The sequence below is a fragment of the Burkholderia sp. Bp8984 genome, assembly GCF_003853755.1.
In the GTDB taxonomy this organism is placed as follows: domain Bacteria; phylum Pseudomonadota; class Gammaproteobacteria; order Burkholderiales; family Burkholderiaceae; genus Burkholderia.
The window spans coordinates 13,545-28,436 of sequence record NZ_QTQN01000034.1; the positions used below are offsets into that span (position 1 = coordinate 13,545).

At 69.1% G+C, this 14,892-nt stretch carries 14 protein-coding genes; 6 read left to right on the forward strand and 8 right to left on the reverse strand.

The genetic code is table 11. The features are described 5' to 3' along the window. Nucleotide 1: 1 nt before the first annotated feature. Nucleotides 2–1,192, forward strand: coding sequence for a class I SAM-dependent methyltransferase (locus tag DID98_RS27890; protein ID WP_124571763.1), 1,191 nt, complete (start codon nucleotides 2–4; stop codon nucleotides 1,190–1,192). Between the two features lie 14 nt (nucleotides 1,193–1,206). Continuing rightward, the gene (locus tag DID98_RS27895) at nucleotides 1,207–1,401 is read left to right on the forward strand and encodes a DUF2905 domain-containing protein (RefSeq protein WP_124486620.1); all 195 of its coding nucleotides are present in this window, start codon (nucleotides 1,207–1,209) and stop codon (nucleotides 1,399–1,401) included. A 103-nt stretch (nucleotides 1,402–1,504) separates the two neighbouring features. Here the strand turns inward: DID98_RS27895 and DID98_RS27900 are convergent, their stop codons facing one another. From DID98_RS27900 to DID98_RS27925, 6 genes are all read right to left on the reverse strand, one after another. After that, on the reverse strand, nucleotides 1,505–1,726 hold the full coding sequence (locus DID98_RS27900) for a hypothetical protein (RefSeq protein ID WP_044849082.1): 222 nt from the start codon (nucleotides 1,724–1,726) through the stop codon (nucleotides 1,505–1,507). 98 nt (nucleotides 1,727–1,824) lie between these two features. Then, nucleotides 1,825–2,733: a carbohydrate kinase gene (locus DID98_RS27905; protein WP_124571764.1), complete on the reverse strand. Its 909-nt coding sequence runs from the start codon at nucleotides 2,731–2,733 to the stop codon at nucleotides 1,825–1,827. Then, nucleotides 2,730–4,010, reverse strand: coding sequence for an AGE family epimerase/isomerase (locus tag DID98_RS27910; RefSeq protein WP_124571765.1), 1,281 nt, complete (start codon nucleotides 4,008–4,010; stop codon nucleotides 2,730–2,732). The genes DID98_RS27905 and DID98_RS27910 overlap by 4 nt, the downstream gene beginning before the upstream one ends. After that, nucleotides 4,007–5,026: a LacI family DNA-binding transcriptional regulator gene (locus DID98_RS27915; protein WP_044846144.1), complete on the reverse strand. Its 1,020-nt coding sequence runs from the start codon at nucleotides 5,024–5,026 to the stop codon at nucleotides 4,007–4,009. The genes DID98_RS27910 and DID98_RS27915 overlap by 4 nt, the downstream gene beginning before the upstream one ends. A gap of 351 nt (nucleotides 5,027–5,377) precedes the next feature. Continuing rightward, complete coding sequence (locus tag DID98_RS27920) at nucleotides 5,378–7,216, reverse strand: phosphodiesterase (protein WP_124571766.1); 1,839 nt, start codon at nucleotides 7,214–7,216, stop codon at nucleotides 5,378–5,380. A gap of 331 nt (nucleotides 7,217–7,547) precedes the next feature. Beyond that, on the reverse strand, nucleotides 7,548–8,591 hold the full coding sequence (locus tag DID98_RS27925) for a bile acid:sodium symporter family protein (RefSeq protein WP_124520621.1): 1,044 nt from the start codon (nucleotides 8,589–8,591) through the stop codon (nucleotides 7,548–7,550). A 358-nt stretch (nucleotides 8,592–8,949) separates the two neighbouring features. On the opposite strand from DID98_RS27925, the gene DID98_RS27930 reads away from it, so the two are divergent. From DID98_RS27930 to DID98_RS27940, 3 genes are all read left to right on the forward strand, one after another. After that, nucleotides 8,950–9,447 carry a hypothetical protein gene (locus DID98_RS27930; protein ID WP_044846200.1) on the forward strand — a complete coding sequence of 166 codons (498 nt, stop codon included), beginning with the start codon at nucleotides 8,950–8,952 and terminating at the stop codon, nucleotides 9,445–9,447. A gap of 369 nt (nucleotides 9,448–9,816) precedes the next feature. Beyond that, the gene (locus DID98_RS27935) at nucleotides 9,817–10,893 is read left to right on the forward strand and encodes a porin (RefSeq protein ID WP_124571767.1); all 1,077 of its coding nucleotides are present in this window, start codon (nucleotides 9,817–9,819) and stop codon (nucleotides 10,891–10,893) included. A 174-nt stretch (nucleotides 10,894–11,067) separates the two neighbouring features. Continuing rightward, entirely contained in the window at nucleotides 11,068–12,030 is a 963-nt protein-coding gene (locus DID98_RS27940) for a LysR family transcriptional regulator (RefSeq protein ID WP_044846148.1), read from the forward strand. 114 nt (nucleotides 12,031–12,144) lie between these two features. Here DID98_RS27940 and DID98_RS27945 read toward each other — a convergent pair whose 3' ends face one another. After that, the gene (locus tag DID98_RS27945) at nucleotides 12,145–13,104 is read right to left on the reverse strand and encodes a nitronate monooxygenase family protein (RefSeq protein ID WP_124486615.1); all 960 of its coding nucleotides are present in this window, start codon (nucleotides 13,102–13,104) and stop codon (nucleotides 12,145–12,147) included. A gap of 280 nt (nucleotides 13,105–13,384) precedes the next feature. Here DID98_RS27945 and DID98_RS27950 point away from each other — a divergent pair, with 280 nt between their 5' ends. Next, the gene (locus tag DID98_RS27950; RefSeq protein ID WP_124571768.1) at nucleotides 13,385–14,281 is read left to right on the forward strand and encodes an alpha/beta fold hydrolase; all 897 of its coding nucleotides are present in this window, start codon (nucleotides 13,385–13,387) and stop codon (nucleotides 14,279–14,281) included. A 62-nt stretch (nucleotides 14,282–14,343) separates the two neighbouring features. Here the strand turns inward: DID98_RS27950 and DID98_RS27955 are convergent, their stop codons facing one another. Next, nucleotides 14,344–14,835 carry an Lrp/AsnC family transcriptional regulator gene (locus tag DID98_RS27955; protein ID WP_034177375.1) on the reverse strand — a complete coding sequence of 164 codons (492 nt, stop codon included), beginning with the start codon at nucleotides 14,833–14,835 and terminating at the stop codon, nucleotides 14,344–14,346. Nucleotides 14,836–14,892: the final 57 nt, after the last annotated feature.

Sequence of the window (14,892 nt, forward strand, 5' to 3'; positions counted from 1 at the left end):
GATGAACCCGAAAGCTCACGAACCCGCTAGTTTACCTGCTCCCGGCCCTGACGCGCTCGCGCAGTCCGAAACCCTCGCCGCGCAACTGCGCGACGAGATCGCGGCGGCCGGCGGCTGGCTGCCGTTCGATCGCTTCATGGAGCGCGCGCTGTACGCGCCCGGCCTCGGCTATTACAGCGGCGGCGCGCGCAAGTTCGGGCGCCGCGCCGACGACGGCAGCGACTTCGTGACGGCCCCCGAGCTGTCGCCGCTGTTCGCGCAGACGCTCGCGAATCCCGTCGCCGACGCGCTCGCGGCGAGCGGCACGCGCCGCGTGATGGAATTCGGCGCGGGCACCGGCAAGCTCGCGGCCGGGCTGCTCGCGGCGCTCGATGCGCTCGGCGTCGAGCTCGACGAATACCTGATCGTCGACCTGTCCGGCGAACTGCGCGAACGGCAGCGCGACACGATCGCGGCGGCTGCGCCGGCGCTTGCGGGGAAAGTACGCTGGCTCGACGCGCTGCCCGAGCGCTTCGACGGCGTCGTGGTCGGCAACGAGGTGCTCGACGCGATGCCGGTGCGCCTCTTTGCGAAGGCGGGCGGCGCGTGGCGCGAGCGCGGCGTCGCGCTCGACGCGCGGCACGCGTTCGTGTTCGACGACCGGCCCGTGGGCGCGGCCGGCCTGCCGCCGGTGCTCGCGACGCTCGACGTCGACGACGGCTACGTGACCGAAACACATGAAGCCGCGCTGGCGTTCACGCGCACCGTGTGCACGATGCTCGGGCGCGGCGCGGTGCTGCTGGTCGACTACGGCTTCCCCGCGCACGAGTACTACCACCCGCAGCGCGACCGCGGCACGCTGATGTGCCACTACCGCCACCACGCGCACGACGACGCATTCCTTTACCCGGGCCTGCAGGACATCACCGCGCACGTCGAATTCACCGGCATCTACGACGCGGGCGTCGCGACCGGCGCGGACCTGCTCGGCTACACGTCGCAGGCGCGTTTCCTGTTGAACGCGGGCATCACCGACGCGCTCGCCGCGATCGATCCGTCCGACATCCACCGGTTCCTGCCGGCCGCGAACGCGGTGCAGAAGCTGATCTCGGAAGCCGAGATGGGCGAGCTGTTCAAGGTGATCGCGTTCTCGCGCGGCATCGACGGCACGCTCGACGCGTTCGCGCGCGGCGACCGCTCGCACGCGCTCTGACGGCGGAGACCGGGATGCTGCGCTGGTTCATGGCGTCGTTCGTTGCGGTGATGATCCTGACGCGCTGCTGGCCGTGGCTCGGCAAGTTCGGCATCGGGCGGATGCCGGGCGACGTCACGCTGACGCTCGGCGGGCGGCGTTATCCGTTCCCGTTCATGTCGACGCTGGTGCTGACGATGCTGGTGTCGCTGGTGGCGCGGCTGCTCTGAGCCGTGCCGAAGACGGCGCGTCGCGGTCCGGCCGCGGCGCGCACGTGACGGGTTCGGCGCGGGGTAGTTCGTGCATGACGGCTCGTGCATTGAAGCTCGCGCATTACAGCTCGATTTCGCCGAGGATCCGGTGCGCGAGCGCCTTCGCCTCGTCGAACGCCTCTTCCTCGCTCGGACTCGTCGTGTGGACGTCGTAGCGCACGTTCTCCGTCTCGTCGCCGTCGTCCCGGGCGAGGATCACGTAGCCCTGGAACTGTCCGTTGGCGGCGTGCTGCGTATGCGCCTTGGCCGTGTAGATGCCCTTCGTGAACGTGTTCGTGTCCATCGTGCCTCTCCCGCAATAGGACACTTCATCGTAGCACTGCGGCGCAGCATGTACAGCGCCGCATATCGGCGACCGATCAGCGCGCCGTCATCATCCCGTCACCCTTCGAGCAGCGCGACGACCTCGTCGAGCGTCGGCGCGTGCGCGCCCGTGTGCCGGCATGCGGCGGCGCCCGCCGCGAGCGCGAACGCGAGATGCTCGCGCCACGACCGCTGCGGCGCGGCCATCAGGCTGAACAGCATGCCGCCGATCGACGCGTCGCCGGCGCCGACGGTGTCGACCACCTCGACGCGCGGCGGGCTGGCCTCGAGCACGTCGCCGTCCGCGTACAGCGTCGCCGCCTGCGCGCCGCGTGTGACGAGCACGGCCGCGCGCGGATTCAGCGCGCGCACCGCCGCGACCGCGTCGGGGCCGTCGCCGCCGAACAGGTGGCGCAGGTCCTCGTCGGAGACCTTGATCAGGTCGGCGAGCGCGCCCATCTTCTCCAGCGTCGGCCGGTACGCGGCCGTCATCAGGTTCCGGTAGTTCGGATCGAAGCTGATCTTCACGCCGCGCGCGTGCAGGTCGGCCGCGAGCGCGACGAGCGTGCCCGCGAGCGGCTCGCGCACCAGGCTGATGCAGCCGAAGTGCGCCCATTTCACGTGAGCGGCCCAGCCGGCCGGCAGCCGCGCCGGGTCGAACGCGAGGTCCGCGCTCGCTTCGCCGATGAAGAAGTACGCGGGCGGCCGCGTCTCGTGGACGATCGCGAGCAGCGGCGCACGCGGGACCCGCTGCAGGAAGCGCAGGTCGAGCCCGGCGGCCTCGCTGGTGCGCCACAGCACGTCGGAGAAGCAGTCCTCGCCGATCGCGCCCGCGAGCGCGCTCGACAGGCCGAGCCGCGCGACCGCGCGCGCGACGTTCCAGCCGGCGCCGCCCGGCACCGAGGTCCACTGCGCGTCGCCTGCGCGCACCATGTCGGTCAGGATGTCGCCCGCCGACACGAAGGCCGGAAAGGTGCCGCCGCTCATTGCGTCGGCTCGCTGCGCGCCGCCCGCGCGAGGGTCGCGAGCACGTCGTAGCACGCGCCCATCGTGTGATAGTCGGTCTTGCCGGCCGGGCTTTTCTCGTCGCTGTACTTGCGGTTGTCGCAGGTGAGGATCCGATACCACGCGCCGTAGCGGTGATCGACGAAATGCGCCCAGCTGTAGCGCCAGATCTCGTCGTACCAATCCCAGAAACGCTCGCTGCCGGTGCGCGCGCCGAGCATCGCGGCCGCCGCGAAGGTCTCCGCCTGCACCCAGAAATACTTGTTGTGGTCGCAGATCGTGAAGTCGGGGCCGAAGCCGTAGCAGAGGCCGCCGTGATCGGCGTCCCATGCGTGCGTGAGCGCCGCGTCGAACAGCTCGGCCGCGCGCGGCACGAGCCAGTCGAGCGGGCGGTGCCGCTCCAGGATCAGGAGCAGCTTCGCCCATTCGGTCTGGTGCCCGGGCTGGAAGCCCCACGGACGGAAGATGTTCGAGCTGTCTTCCTTGTTGTAGTCCCAGTCGACCGACCAGTCCGCGTGGTAGTGCTCCCACACGAGGCCGCCCGACAGCGCGGCCTGGCGCTGCGTGATGTGGGTCGCGAGCTTTTCCGCGCGATCGAGGTAGGTGAGGTGGCCGGTCGCCTCGTATGCCGCGAGCAGCGCTTCCGTCATGTGCATGTTCGCGTTCTGGCCGCGGTACGACGACACGATCCAGTTCGGCGTCGCGTCGTCCGCGTAGAGGCCGGCGGCCGCATCCCAGAAGCGGTGTTCGGCGAGCTCGTAGGTCGACGCGATCAGCGCGCGCGCTTCGTCGATGCCGGCCATCGTCGCGTGCGCGGCGGCCAGCAGCACGAACGCGAGCCCGTAGCAATGGCGCGTGCCGTCGAGCGTCGCGTGCTTCGTGCCGTCGCGCCAGTCGAGCTCCCAGTCGTAGCCTTGCAGCGCCTCGTCCCAGTGCGCGTCGCGCAGGAAGCGCAGCCCGTGGCGCGCGTAGTCGAGATGGCGCGGATCGCCGAAATGCCGGTACGCCATCGCGTAGTTGAAGACGAACCGGCAACTGCTGACCAGGTGCCGCGACGTGCGGTTGTAGACGCTGCCGTCGTCGCGGAAATAGTGGTGGAAGCCGCCCGTCGGGTCGAACGCGTTCGTCGCGTAGAACCGCAGCGTGTCCTCGATGTGCGACAGCAGGAACGACGGATCGCGGAAGCTCGCGACGAACGGTGCCGCTTGCGTGTGGTTGGCCGGCGTGGCCGTGCGGGATTGGGCCGGGGGCATGTTCATGATTCGGTGACCGTGGCGGTATCGAGCGCCGGTGAGCCGGCGGGCTGGCTGCTGGCCCGTACGATCAGCTCGACGGGCAGGGAGATCTCGGTGCGCTCGGGGGCTTCCGCGAGCAGCAGTTCGACGCCGCGGCGGCCGAGCGCTTCCTTGTCGACGGCGAGCGTCGTGAGCGGCGGGTTCGCGTGCGCGGCGGCCGGGATGTCGTCGAAGCCGACGATCGCGATGTCTTCCGGAATCCGCACGCCGCGCGCGAGGCACACGCGCTGCGCGGCCAGCGCGGCGGCGTCGTTGTACGCGAACACGGCGTCCGGGCGCGGGCCCGGCGCGTCGAGCAGCTGCTGCATCGCCCGCGCGGCGCCGGTGTCGGGGTCGAGCCCGGCGTCGATCGTCACTTCGTACGCGGGATCGAACAGCCGCCCGGCCTCGAAGAACGCGCGCCGGTAGCCGATCGCGCGCTGCGCGATGCTGTAGTGCGCGGCCGAGCCGCCGATGAACGCGATCCGCGAGCGGCCGATCGCGAGCAGGTGGCGCATCGCGAGCGCCGCGCCCGTCGCGTTGTCGATGTTCACCGAGCGCAGGCCGGGCGCCCACAGGTCGATCAGCACGAGCGGCCGGCCGGTCGCGGCGAGCGCCTCGATCGTCTCGGGCTCGATGAAGCCGGCCACCGCGATCGCGTCGGGCGCGTGCGGGCGCATCTGGCGCAGCACGTCGTCGTTCGGGCCGACCGTGAGCAGCGTCGGCACGATGCCGCGCTCGCGGCACGCGTCCTCGACGCCGTGCAGCACGTGCGAGAAGAACGGGCTGGCGGGAAAGCGGTTGTGCTGGCGGTGCAGGAGGAAGGTGAGCCGGCGGATGCGCGGCCGCAACTGGGCCGGGTCGTAGCCGAGCCGCTGCGCGATCTCGACGATGCGCGCCCGAGTGGCTTCGGACAGGCCCGGCTGGTTTTTCAGCGCGCGGGAGACGGTGCCGATCGAGACCTCTGCCGCCCGCGCTACGTCGCGAATGGTGGTGCCCATCGTTCGGGATCCGGTTTGTTTAGGGTGACGGCGATTGTATAGTAAACGCGGCGCCTAATTCGGGCCGGATAACCGGGGAATACCCGGAAATAGCGGGTTTTTGCGAGCTAATCTGCGAAAACGCCGTTACTAAAAATACTAAACAAAACGCGGAAAAGGCAAGGTGATCACGCGGAATGTGGCGGTGCCGGCAGGTGGAGCGTCGGGCACGTTCCGCTGCCCGGCGTGAACGGGGCGGGCGGGGCGATCGGCCGGCGGTTGCCGGGGCGCGGCCCGGCCGGGCTGGCGCGGCACCGGCAACGTCGCTCGGGCGGGCCGGCGACCTGCCTGCGACCGGCAACGGGCCGCCACTCAGCCGGCAGCCGCGAGTGGCGGCTCGCCGCGATCGCGCAGCGCCGCGCGGCCCGCGTCCAGATCGACGACCGCGAGCCCGCCCGGCTGCTGTTTCGCGCGCCGCTTGGCGAGCGCCGCGACCGATGCGATCTCGTCGCTGCCGTAGCGTATCGCGCCGTTCGCGCCGGCCGGCACGCCGACCACACCGATCGCCATCGTCACGAAGCCGAAGAACGCGGGGTTGCCGTAGCGGTCCTCGCCGCGCAGCCCGCCCGCCAGCCGGTCGGCCTGCGTATAGAAGCGCTGCGCGCCGTCGTTGAAGCGCGCGATCGCGTCGGCCGCGCGCGCGTGCCAGTCGTCGCGCTGGAACAGCACGAGGAAATCGTCGCCGCCGACGTGTCCGAGAAAGTCGCGTTGCGGATCGCACACGCCGGCCAGCACCGTCGCCGCGAACTTCAGCACTTCGTCGCCTTGCCAGTAGCCGTACTGGTCGTTGAACGGCTTGAACTGGTTCAGGTCGACGTAGCACGCGTGGAAGCCGGCGTCGCGCGCCAGCAGGCGCTCGATATGCGCGCTGATCGGGATGTTGCCGGGCAGGAACGTCAGCGGATTCGCGTAGCGCGCGGCCTCGATGCGCATTTCGGTCACCGCGCGTACGAGGCTTTCGCCGGTGCCGAGCCCGACGTAGCGGCCGTGTTCGGTGATCACGAAGCCGTCCGCGAGGTAGCGCTGGTCGTGGCTCGCGAGCAGCATCGCGAGCTGCTCGACCGTCGTCGCGTTGTCGATCATCAGCGGCGCGTCGTTCGCGAACTGCAGGCACGGCTTCTTCCCGAACACCTCGCGGTGGTACGGCAGCGCGAAGCGGTCGATGAAGCCGCGCCGGTTCACGAGCGCGACCGGCCGGCCGCGTTCGACGAGTGCGACCGCGTGCAGCGCGGGCATCCGGTTGAACAGGTCGAGCACGTCGTTGCTGGTCGCGTCGCGCGGCAGCGCCGGCGCGGCGACGAGCATCTTCGCCGCGATCGTGCCTGCCGGCCGCACGGCGCGGGTCGCACCGGGAAACACCGCGATGTGCGGGGCGCGGATCGCGTCGCGCGCGGCCGGCGCGACGACCGGCGAGGGTTGCGCGTCCGGTCGCCCGAGCAGGAAGCCCTGCACGCAGCCGATGCCCATGTCGCGCACGACGAGCAGGTCGCACTCGTTCTCGATCCCTTCCGCGATCAGTTGCGCGCCGCTTGCCTGCGCGAAGTGCTGCATCGCCCTGACCGCCTCGAACTTGAGCGGATCGCGCGCGATGTCGTGGATGAAGAAGCGGTCGATCTTCACGACATCCGGGTGCAGGCGCAGCCACAGGTTCATGCTCGCGTTCGCGGTGCCGTAGTCGTCGAGCGCGAACTGGATGCCGGCGTCGCGCAGCGAGGCGACCGCCGGCCCGATGCGTGCGACGTCCGGCAGCGCGGTCTGCTCGGTCAGCTCGATCACGATGCGCTCGGCGCCGATCCGCGCGCGCACGAGCAGTTGCCGCGCGCGCTCGCGTTCGCGCGCGAGTTGCAGGATCGTGCCCGCGCTGAAGTTGAGGAACAGCTTGCCGTCGCAGCCGAGCGCCGCGAATGCGTCGAGGCAGGTGCGCGCGGCCGCCTGTTCGAGCGCGACGGTCGTGCCGTCGCGGGCGGCCTGCGCGAACAGTGCGGCCGGCGGCTCGAGGTCGGTGCCGCGCGGGCCCCGGATCAGGCCTTCGTAACCGACGACCGTGCCCGATCCGAGATCGACGATCGGCTGGAACACGGCCGCGAGCGCGCGTTCCGCGATCAGGCGGGTGGTCGGGGCGGCGGACGAGTCGGGATGGGGCGCGGGCATGGAGGGGGGCGGCCGAGACGACGGGACGCCCGACTTTAACGGCAGTACGCTCGGAGAATTGAATGAAGATTTCGTGACGCGATGCGCGTCGATGGTGCATGCGTCGCGGCGGGGAGGCGGGAAGTGGGAAGTGGGAAGTGGGAAGCGGGAAGCGGGAAGCGGAAGGCGGAAGGCGGAAGGCGGGAAGCGGAAGGCGGGAAGCGGAAGGCGGGAGCCGGGAGGCGAGAGGCGAGAGGCGAGAGGCGAGAGGCGAGAGGCGAGAGGCAGGGACGAAAGGAACAAGACGAACACCCCAGCGCGGCCAGTCATGCCGGCCGCGCAGCCTCCCGCGTCAGCGCTTGCCCGCGCTCAGCGCACCGCGCCCGCGTGCGGCACCGGCCGCACCCGCGTCGCCGTCGCGCTCGCCGCTCGTGTCGCGCGCGCCCCAGCGTTGCGCGAGCGCCGCGCAGGCCATCAGCTGGATCTGGTGGAACAGCATCAGCGGCAGCACGATCGCGCCGACCGCCTGCGCGGAGAAGATCACCTTCGCCATCGGCACGCCGGCCGCGAGGCTCTTCTTCGACCCGCAGAAAATGATCGTGATCTGGTCGGCGCGGTTGAAGCCGAGCCGCTTGCTGACGAACGCGGTCAGCCCCAGCGCGATCACGAGCAGCACGACGTTGACGATCAGCAGGCCGCCGAGCGCGCGCGCCGGAATCTGGTGCCACAGCCCCTGGTTCACGGCCTCGCTGAACGCGACGTAGACGACGAGCAGGATCGAGCCCTGGTCGACGAAGCGCAGCACGCCGCGGTTGCGTTCGATCCAGCCGCCGATCACGGGCCGCAGCAGCTGGCCGGCGATGAACGGCACGAGCAGCTGCATCACGATGCTGCCGATGGTGCTCCACGGCGACGCGGCCGCGGCCGACTGCGACGTGATCATCAGCCCGACGAGCGCCGGCGTCACGAAGATCCCGAGCAGGCTCGACGCCGATGCCGCGCACACGGCGGCCGGCACGTTGCCCTTCGCGATCGACGTGAACGCGATCGACGACTGGACGGTCGACGGCAGCGTGCACAGGAACAGCACGCCGGCATACAGCGTCGGCGTGACGAGCGGCTGCAGCACGGGCTTCAGCGCGAGGCCGAGCAGCGGGAACAGCGCGAACGTGCTGAGCAGCACGACCGCATGCAGCCGCCAGTGGGTCGCGCCCGCGACGACGGCTTCGCGCGACAGCTTCGCGCCGTGCAGGAAGAACAGCAGGCCGACCGCGATGTTGGTCGCCCAATTGAACGCATGGGCGGCCGGGCCGCGGCACGGCAGCAGGCTCGCGAGCACGACGGTGCCGACGAGCGCGAGCGTGAAGTTGTCGGGAAGAAAACGGGGACGGGCCATCGGGGAACTCGATTCGGAAACGGCGGGCGCACATGTCGCGCGCGCGAAGCCGGTATTGTCCCGGTTGGTCATTCAATAAACAAATTCATTGTACGAATCCATTGATGAATCGATTGCATGATGCGGCTGCGCAACACGGCACGCCCGCGGCGGCCCGGCGTCGCGCGAAGCGGCAGAAGAATGTTCTGTCGCGATCCCACCCTGAAGTGAAAAAACCTAGCAGTAACATGGTGTTACACCGATGCCCGCGACATAACACTTTTTGGCTCGACACCGTTTGGGACCGCTCATAAATTACTGCTGAAAGGCTTGCGTCGGCTGGAAACAGCCGGCGGCGAGCGGCAACAGGCACTGAATGATGACGGAACGGGTGAAACTGAAGGTCGGACGATGGGTGGCAGGCGTGCTCGGCGCGCTGCTGATGCCGCTCGCGCTCGCGCAACCGCCGCATGGCGGTCAGGCGTTCGGCGGCGGTCATGGCTTCGGTCACGGTTTCGGTGGCGGCGACATGCGCATGTACGGCCAGCCGGCCGGCAACGCGCAGGTATGGCGCCGGGCGCTGCCGCCGGGCGGCGCGCGTGCCGGCGGCGTGAGCGGCTATGGTTCCCGCTGGGGCCTGCGTCCGACGCCGTCTTACGGGCATTACGCCGCGCAGAGCCCGTATCGTCCGATCAGCGCCGAGTCCCGCCAGATGCCGCGCCCGCCGGGCGGCGGCAACGTTCCGTTGCGGGCCGGCTCGATCCGCGCCGACGTCGCGCGCTACAACGAAGAGCGTGGCGGCCGTCCGATGCCGCCGCCCCGCGCGCAGGAAGAGCCTTCCCACTCGCCGTTTTTTTCCCCGTTCTACCGAAACTGAGCGCCCCGCGCGTTCGCCGAGCGCGCCTCGCGCGTTCGTTCCCCCGCCGGCTGTGATGCGAATTCGCCACAGTCGCGCATAGATTTCCGCTGATTTTCCCGTCGCATTGCGCTATCTTTCGCGCCCGGCACGCGCGCCCCTCGCGGCCGTCCCGTCGCGTGCCCGCACCGCGCGGGGCCGCTGCGGCGCGCCTGGCCATGTGCCGATTCCGCGAAGTTAATGCTGCCGCTATACCCGCAATAAGTGTGCGCAATTTTGACGGGACGCAGGTTCCGTAAAGATGGCTGCGCCCCATACGACGCAAGCAATCGGCTCCAAACAACAACGCTCGCGCCACTTATCGACATTCGACAAAACCCTGGAGATCCCATGAAAGCATTCGCTCGCCGTGCGTCGCGCACGTCCGTCAAGCTGATCGCCGCGGCCGCCTGCGTGGCCGCAACCGCACCCGCTCACGCGCAGTCGAGCGTCTCGCTCTACGGTCAGGTCGACGAATGGGTCGGCGCCACCAAGTTCCCGGGCGGCGATCGCGCATGGAACGTGTCGGGCGGCGGGATGTCGACGTCCTACTGGGGCCTGCACGGCGCCGAGGATCTCGGCGACGGCTACAAGGCGATCTTCACGCTGGAGAGCTTCTTCCGTGCGCAGAACGGCCAGTTCGGCCGCTTCCAGGGCGACACGTTCTTCGCGCGCAACGCATACGTCGGCGTCAGCTCGCCGTACGGCACGGTGACGGCGGGCCGCCTGACCACGCACCTGTTCCTGTCGACGATCCTGTTCAACCCGTTCTACGATTCGTACACCTTCTCGCCGATGGTGTACCACGTGTTCCTCGGCCTCGGCACGTTCCCGACCTATCCGAGCGACCAGGGCGCGGTCGGCGATTCGGGCTGGAACAACGCACTGTCCTACACGTCGCCTTCGTTCGGGGGCCTGAATTTCGCGGCGATGTACGCGCTCGGCAACACGGCCGGCGACAACCGCTCGAAGAAGTGGAGCGCGCAGTTCAACTACGCGAACGGCCCGTTCGCGGCGACCGCCGTCTACCAGTACGTGAACTTCAACAACGGCCCGCAGGACCTGAGCTCGCTCGTGACCGGCATGAAGAGCCAGGGCATCGGGCTGGTCGGCGCGACCTACGATCTGAAATACGTGAAGCTGTTCGGCCAGTACATGTATACGAAGAACGATCAGGTCGCCGGCAGCTGGCACGTGAACACCGCGCAGGGCGGCGTGTCGGTGCCGCTCGGCGTCGGCAACGCGATGGCGTCGTACGCGTACTCGCGCGACGGCGGCGGCCTCGACCAGACGCGCCAGACCTGGGCCGTCGGCTACGACTATCCGTTGTCCAAGCGCACCGACGTCTACGCTGCGTACATGAACGACCACATCAGCGGCCTGTCGAGCGGCAATACGTTCGGCGCAGGCATCCGCGCGAAGTTCTGACGATTCGTCGGTTCGGACGCGCACACAACGCGCGTCGCATGTGCCGGCATTGCGCCCCGAAAAAACGGCGCCGCTATTCGCGGCGCCGTTTTGCCTTTGTTGACCTTTTTGTTTCCTCGCCTTTGTTACCCTATCTCGTAATTGCATAATTCCCAGGAATTGCGAGCTAGTTCGATGGATACCCTCGTCAGCATGAATGTGTTTCGCTACGTCGTCGAAGTGGGCAGCTTCGTCGGCGCGGCCGAGCGCATGCAGATGTCGGCCGCGATGGCGAGCAAGCACGTGATGCATCTCGAGCAGCAGCTCGGCGCGCGGCTGCTGCATCGCACGACACGACGTGTCGCGCCGACCGAGGCGGGACGCGAATACTATGAGCGCCTCGTGCAGGCGCTGTCGGAACTCGACGAAGCCGGACAGGCGGTCGGCGCCGCGAGCGTGGTGCCGCAGGGCCGCCTGCGCGTGACGTCGCTGTCCGCGTTCGGATTGCGGCACGTGATGCAGGCCGTCACCGATTATGCGGGTCGGTTCCCGGACGTGACCGTCGACGTGACGCTGTCCGATCGCGTGGTCGACCTGATCGAGGAAGGCTACGACGTCGCGGTGCGCGCGGCGCCGAACGGACTGAAATCGTCGTCGCTGGTCGCGCGGCAGATCGCGACCGCGCACATCCTGCTGGTCGCGTCGCCCGAGTATCTCGACAAGCACGGCACGCCACAGACGATCGCCGATCTCGCGCACCACAACTACCTGCGTCGCGATTCGAATTCGACGATGCTCGATTCGCTGGTGATCGACGCGGCCGCCGCGTCGCGCGTGAACCTGAACGGCAACCTGATCGTGAACCATCTCGAGGGGCTGCGCGCAGCCGTGCTCGCGGGCGCGGGCATCGCGCTGCTCGGCACCGAGGTGGTCGGCGACGACATCGAATCCGGCCGGCTCGTGCCGGTGCTGCTCGACGCCGTGCCGCCGCACGAGGCGCCGATCTATGCGGTGTACGCGAGCCGTCGCCACGTGTCCGCGAAGGTGCGCTCGTTCGTCGACTTCCTCGCGGCACGATTCGAAGGGCAGTCGCTGTGCCCGTCGATCGAGTCGCGCCTGCGCGTGCTGCCGATCACGCGGATCAAGCGCGCGGGCTGACCGGCGCCGGCCGCCCGCGTGGCGGACCAAACAAAAAAGCGCGAGCCGTTGCGGTTCGCGCTTTTTTGTTTGGTCCGACGTCGTGCGCGCCGGTGGCGCAACCCGCCGCCCGCGTCAGCGCGCGATGCCGAGTCGTGCCTTCGCGTCGTCGTACTCGCGCTTCAGGCGCTCGACGAGCGCGCCGACGCTCGGCAGGTCGTCCATCAGGCCGACACCCTGGCCGGCACCCCAGATGTCCTTCCACGCCTTCGCCTTGTCGCCGCCGAAATTCATCTTCGACTTGTCCGATTCCGGCAGTGCGTCCGGATCGAGGCCGGCCTTCTCGATGCTCTCGCGGATGTAGTTGCCGTGCACGCCGGTGAAGAGGTTCGTGTAGACGATGTCGGACGATTTCGCGTTGAGGATCGCGTGCTTGTAGTCCTCGACCGCGTGCGCTTCCTGCGTCGCGATGAAGCGCGTGCCCATGTACGCGAAGTCGGCGCCCATCGCCTGCGCGGCGAGGATCGAGCCGCCGTTGGCGATCGCGCCGGACAGCACGATCGGGCCGTCGAACATCTTGCGCACTTCGCCGACGAGCGCGAACGGCGACGTCGTGCCCGCATGGCCGCCGGCGCCGGCCGCGACGAGGATCAGTCCGTCGACGCCCGCTTCGAGCGCCTTCTGCGCGTGGCGCAGGTTGATCACGTCGTGCAGCACGATGCCGCCGTAGCTGTGCACCGCGTCGACGATCTCGCGCGCCGGCGCGCGCAGGCTCGTGATGAAGATCGGCACCTTGTGCTCGACGCACACGCGCACGTCGTGCTCGAGCCGTGCGTTCGACTGGTGGACGATCTGGTTGACTGCGATCGGGCCGATCACCGCGTCCGGGTGCTTCGCCTTGTGGTCGGCGAGCTCGGACTGGATCTGCGTGAGCCATTCGTCGAGCAGTTCGGCAGGACGGGCGTTGAGCGCGGGGAAGGATCCGACGATACCCGCCTTGCATTGCGCGAGCACGAGTTCGGGGTAGCTGACGATGAACATCGGCGACGCGATGACGGGCAGCGTCAGGTTCTGCAGGACGGCGGGCAATGCCATGTGATGTCTCCAGTCTCGAGGGGCGGCCGGGCCCGGCGCGGGTCGCGCCGACGCCGGCATGCATGCTTGGCGGTCGAACGGTGCTTCGAGTGTAGCGGTACAGCCGCGCGTTCATATTAATACGAACGGTCGTGCGATTCTACGCGAGCTTAACAAACTGCGCGGCGTGGCGACAATCGAGTGAGTGTTCTCTTTCTACGTATTCGGGCATCTGGCGCGCGCGGCAGCCGGCCGGGCGCTCCTACAATATCCGCCATAACAAACCAACGAGAAACAAACCATGTCGTTTGAGGCGTTTGCTCCGTTTCGCGTGACGGTGCAGGGCACCGACATCTTCGGTGTCAAAGGAGGCGCGGGGCCGCCGCTTCTGCTGCTGCACGGCCACCCGCAGACCCACATGATCTGGCATCGCGTCGCCGCGACGCTGGCGAATCACTTCACGGTGATCGCGACCGACCTGCGCGGCTATGGCGCGTCGGGCAAGCCGCCGAGCGACGCGCGGCACGCGCCGTATTCGAAACGCGCGATGGCGGCCGACCAGGTCGCCGTGATGCGCCATTTCGGTTTCGAGCAATTCCATGTGTGCGCGCACGATCGCGGCGCGCGCGTCGCGCACCGCCTCGCGCTCGATCATCCGGCGGCCGTCGAGCGGATGATGCTGCTCGACATCGCGCCGACGCTCGCGATGTACGAGCAGACCGACCGTGCGTTCGCGACCGCGTATTTCCACTGGTTCTTCCTGATCCAGCCGGCGCCGCTGCCCGAAACGCTGATCGAAGGCCGCACCGATGCGTACATCGAGCGCGTGATGGGCAACCGCTCGGCCGGGCTCGCGCCGTTCGCGCCGGAGGCGCTCGCCGCGTATCGCGCCGCGCTCGCGCAGCCGGGCGCCGTACATGCGATGTGCGAGGATTACCGCGCGTCGGCGACGATCGATCTCGAACACGACCGCGCGGATCTCGAGCGCGGCAACAAGGTCGCGTGCCCGCTGCGCGTGCTGTGGGGCGAGCACGGGATCGTCGGCCGCTGCTTCGATCCGCTCGACGAATGGCGGCGCGTCGCGCGCGACGTCAGCGGCCGCGCGCTCGATTGCGGGCACTACATTCCGGAAGAGGCGCCCGTCGCGCTGATCGACGAGCTGCTCGCGTTCTTCGAAGCGCGCGACGCGGCCGCGTGAGCGGGGCCGGCCGCGGCCGGTCGCGCGGCGCTTGCTGCGCGTCGACGGTCAGCGTTCGAGGATCAGCGGCGCGCGGCGTCGTCTTCGACCAGCGGCGGCAGGCGGCGCGGCACGGGCGTCGATTTCACGATCGCCGTGCTCGTTTCCGCGCGCTCCGTCACCTTCGACAGGATGTCGTCGAGGTGCTCGATCGTGCGCAGGTAGAGCCGACAGATGAAGCAGTCCTCGCCGGTCACCTTGTCGCATTCGACGAATTCCGGAATCCGCCGCAGCACCTCCTCGACCAGATGCAGCTGCCCCGGCAGCGGCTTCACGCGGACGATCGCCTGCAGCGTGTAGCCGAGCGCGCGCGGGTCGAGCTCGACGGTGAAGCCCGCGATCACGCCCTGCGCCTCGAGCCGCCGCACGCGGTCGGCGGTCGCGGGCGCCGACAGCCCGATCTGTCGCGCCAGCTCGCTGGTGGCGATGCGCGCATCCTCGGCGAGCGCCGCGAGGATCGCGCGGTCGGTCGCGTCCAGCGACGCGACGGCGGGCGGGGAAAGGCGTTTCGACATGATCGCTTTGCTTTCGAAGGTGAATCGGTCGTTTCGCTTCAGTTTAGCCGTGGATGC